A 4,086-nucleotide genomic window follows, 5' to 3' on the forward strand; every position below is an offset into this window, starting at 1 on the left:
ATCACCTAAAAGTTCGATTTATTCAACAAAGCCCATCATACACTGAAACCAACGTCTTATTTATCGAAAAAATTACAGATTAACCTTATTGACGTCTGATTTTTTGGTTATTTTTTAATCAAAACAAACCAGGTTATAAATCTGTTTTAAGCATCAAAACAAACAACAAGATAGAATAAAGCACCATACAAAATCAAAAAATCAGTTATTAACACTAAATAAACCATAAGCTAAAAACAAACCAGACAATGCAATGCCATTCTAGGTAAAATAGAGTTTTATAAATTCAAAAAAAAATTAGCCAAAGACGCTTTGGCGTGCTTGTTATGAAAGGGAATTTTTTCATGAAGCGTTTTTATAATGAAACACTGCGTTGGATGATTGCACTATTTTTCATTGCGGTACCATTTAACCCATATATATCAGGAATGACCTTTTATTTATGGATATTATTAATTTTCGCCGACACAACATTCCTTAGTCGAATGCAAACCATCAGTCGCAAGACGATTGCATTTTTGTTCATTTGGATGGCGACTTGTTTAATCACAATAAATCCCACCATTGCAATAAAGTCTGCAGTTCTGGCATTGGGAATTTTCTACTTTGTCACAATGCGCAATGAAATATCCCGAAAAGTCTACTTTAGCTTTTTAATTTCCTTGGTATGGTGCCTAATGCAATTTACGGCATTTTTCGTCGACAAATCGCTGGCGTTGGCAATGGGGCCTAAAAATCTCTCCCAATTAATCTGGGGGCAGTTCGCAACCAAAACCTCGAGCAACCAATTTGCTATCATCCTTTTCCCTCGCATGTCTGGTTTATCCCGGGAAGCGGGTTTCTTTGCCTCGCTGCTTGCCGTCGTGTTCTTGATAAGGCTGCGCGAAGGCAATGTGAAGAAGAAAGAATATGCGCTGTTCGCAGCAGGTTTTCTATGCAGTCTGTCAAAAGTATCCTTCTCACTGTTGATCATTGGCATCCTTTATCCTCTAAAACGGATAATAAACAAGATCCCAGTAACGATCACCTATGCCGTATTTTTCTTATCGCTGGTATCATTTGCCACTTATTTAAACATTGGCGATCCCAACTTTTACATCCCTAATGAGTCAATCGCGCACAGACTGTCAGCCTCTTATATGATTCAGTATATGGATGTAAAAAGTCTCTTCTTTGGTTGTACCGATGATTACAGCTGCTTTGACAACTCAAAAATGGGTATGGTCAATTATTTGATCTCTCGTGGCGGCGGGGCAGGATTCACGCCCAATGTAGGCATGAACGGTATATTTATTAACCTGGGCGTGCTCGGCTTCATCATGGCAGCCATAGGACTACAGGTCTTGAACTTCAAAAGTTTCGATCTGATTCTTTTGATCATCTTCACGTCTACCGTCTCGCTGTTTACGATAGATGGTTTTGTTATCGCCATTTATTATTACATTCTGACCGATAAATATTACGTCAAAAGAAAACTCCCGGCCCGGTCTCTTAACACCTCGGTGAACGTACCCATATCGAAATAAAATCCCATCGCTTATATGAGCCATAGGTTAACCCCGGCTCATATAAGCGCCTTTCTAGCATTGATGCCCCCTAGACTCCCCTTCTTTTATCACTTTCATGCTAACCATGAGCATCATATCTAGTTAACCGTGCCGCTCACCTCTTCACTTTCAGGCCATTAACGGTAGAGCCATCACCTTGCTCCGGACGTCAAAATACAAAAAAATACAATCCGGTATGAGTTTCACATCTATATTTCATAATGGTTCATCGAAACCGTGGCAGACTGACTGAATGGAGGAGGCGTGAGAATAAACAAGCGCCGCTTGCGATACGATGTCCTGCGATACAGTGCATTGGCTTTTGCTGTTATCGTCTATCTTGCTTACCTTTATTTAATTTAATGAGTTAGCGTAACCTAGTACACAAAACCCTCGCTTCGGCGAGGTTTTTTGCCACCGCTGGGCCGCGATGAGCGCGTCGCCGAGGCCAGTTCGGCGTTCCGGGCGAAAGTGATGGCGCCAAAATTGCGACGGGAGAGAAAAGAGGGCCAATCTCAGCCGCGCAAAGAGAACCCCCGTCTCGAGGTAACGCCACTGCGGCAGTTGCGGGGGGCAACGTTATCAAGGCATCTATGTGCGGCGATTGACGTTTCCGCCAGGATTATCGGCCTCCAGGTATTTCCCACACTCCGGTAGCGGCGAAAAACTATCGGCGTGTGGGGGATCTTCAAGACAAAGGGCATTTATCCGGCTATCTGGTGTCGCGCACCACGAACAGGCGCGACTCAAAACCGCCGCTCTTGAAGGTAGCGGTGTTGACCCAACCCGGCGGCGAACGGCCGAAGTCCTGGTTGAAATCGCCGCCGCTGACCAGCCAAATCCGGCGATGGCCTTTCGATAAGGCGCTGAGCTTATCGACGTAGGTCTGCGCCGCCCGATCGTGGAAAAAGGTACCGAAACCATAGGCGTTGGGCTTACCCGAGATGCCGTTGGGCCTGGCCGGCGTGTACAGCAAGGCGCGATAGCCCTTCTTGTTGTAATACACATAACTCAGGTAGTTGAACATGTTGCTGACCACCACCGCATCGTTGAGCTGATAGTGGCTGTTGATGTAGTGCACCATCACCTTGAACTCATCTTTCTCGACCGGATAATCGTTACGCACACCGCAACCGAACAACAAACTGAAGAACAGCAGCAAAGAGATCCCGCGCACTCGGCTTTTCGTTCCGGCGATCAGCACGCCCAACACCAACGGGATGCCGAGCGCGGCCGAATAGAGGTAGCGATCGACAAACAGCGGCGAGCGCCAGGAAATGGCGAATACCAGCGTCACCGGTATCAGAATCCCGCCAAGCAACAACAGAGAGAATGTTCTCGGCGTCTCCCGCCGCCACAGCAGCAATGAACACAACGCGACAAACAGCGCCGGCAACAGCCAGAGAATGGCCATGGGATAGTTGCTGCCATCATGCCCAGTGAGAAAACGCCAATACATCGCCGGCAGATCGCCCCAGGAAACCCGAGGGATCCAACCGACGTCGCCGCCGACCCGCAGTTCGGCGATATGCGCCAGCAGATTGAACAGCGCCAGCAGCCAGGGAATATAGGCCATCCCGATCGCCGCATTGGCCAACCACCACGCCGGCCGTTTGATGTAACGTTCGCCTTCGCGGCGGCACGACAGCGCCAGCAGCACCATCCAGTGAGCGATCAGCGTGAAAATCGTGAAGTAATGGGTATAAAAGCTTAGCGTCATCACTAACGCATACAGCGCCAGATAACGGCGGTTATCCGGCGTTTTCAGCCACTTCGCCAACGCCATGGCGGCGGCGATCGCCAGCAGCCCCATCAGCGCATACATGCGCGCCTCCTGGCTGTAGCGCACCGCCATCGGCATGATCGCCATCAGCCATCCCGCGATCAGCGCCGCCCGCTCATTGGCCAGCCAACGGGTAAAGCGCATCGCCAGCGCCACCGTCATCACGCCGAACACCAGACTCAGCGAGCGAGCCGCCAGAATGCCGTCGCCAAACAGCGCCATCCAGCCATGCAGCAGCAGGTAATAAAACGGCGGGTGAACATCGAAGGAAGCGTGATAGAGCAAAGCGCCCACATCGTAACGGCTGGTCAGCACGCTGGAGGCTTCATCGCACCAAAAATACCTGTCCGTTAAGGAAATAGACCGTACGAGCGCCGAAAACGCCACGATCGCCAACGCATAATGTTTGTAACCGATGCCCTTTAAGCCGTTGTTGCTCAAAGAAACATTCGATACCTGCTGCAGTGACATAACCGCATTCCGCCCAAAAGAACCACACAATGTGGAGACGCAGCGTCATCATTGCCGACGGCGGGTAAATGGCGGGTAAATCAGTGCGAAAAAATCGGCGCAGTCCCCTTCAGGCCGCACGGCCCTCAGCGAATTTCAACGCTGATATCCGGGTAGGCCTTCTCGCCGTCGCTGAGGTAATGCCCCAGTGCCCGATATGCCATAACGTACAGCACGGCAGCGGCGCACAGGCACAGCAAGGTCACGAGCAGGAATCTGGATTTGCGCACGATAGGCTCCATGGGG

The 4,086-nt window shown here is 49.5% G+C and carries 2 protein-coding genes; one reads left to right on the forward strand and one right to left on the reverse strand.

The window, feature by feature from the left end; translation table 11 throughout:
- The first annotated feature begins 344 nt into the window (after nucleotides 1-344).
- Nucleotides 345-1,526 (forward strand): hypothetical protein, encoded by a 1,182-nt coding sequence (locus ADK28_RS21895; RefSeq protein ID WP_048796642.1) that lies wholly within the window; start codon nucleotides 345-347, stop codon nucleotides 1,524-1,526.
- 733 nt (nucleotides 1,527-2,259) lie between these two features.
- Here the strand turns inward: ADK28_RS21895 and ADK28_RS21900 are convergent.
- Nucleotides 2,260-3,801 (reverse strand): glycosyltransferase family 39 protein, encoded by a 1,542-nt coding sequence (locus ADK28_RS21900; RefSeq protein WP_048796643.1) that lies wholly within the window; start codon nucleotides 3,799-3,801, stop codon nucleotides 2,260-2,262.
- Nucleotides 3,802-4,086: the final 285 nt, after the last annotated feature.

The sequence above is a fragment of the Serratia sp. 506_PEND genome (genome assembly GCF_001076875.1).
GTDB lineage: Bacteria > Pseudomonadota > Gammaproteobacteria > Enterobacterales > Enterobacteriaceae > Serratia > Serratia marcescens.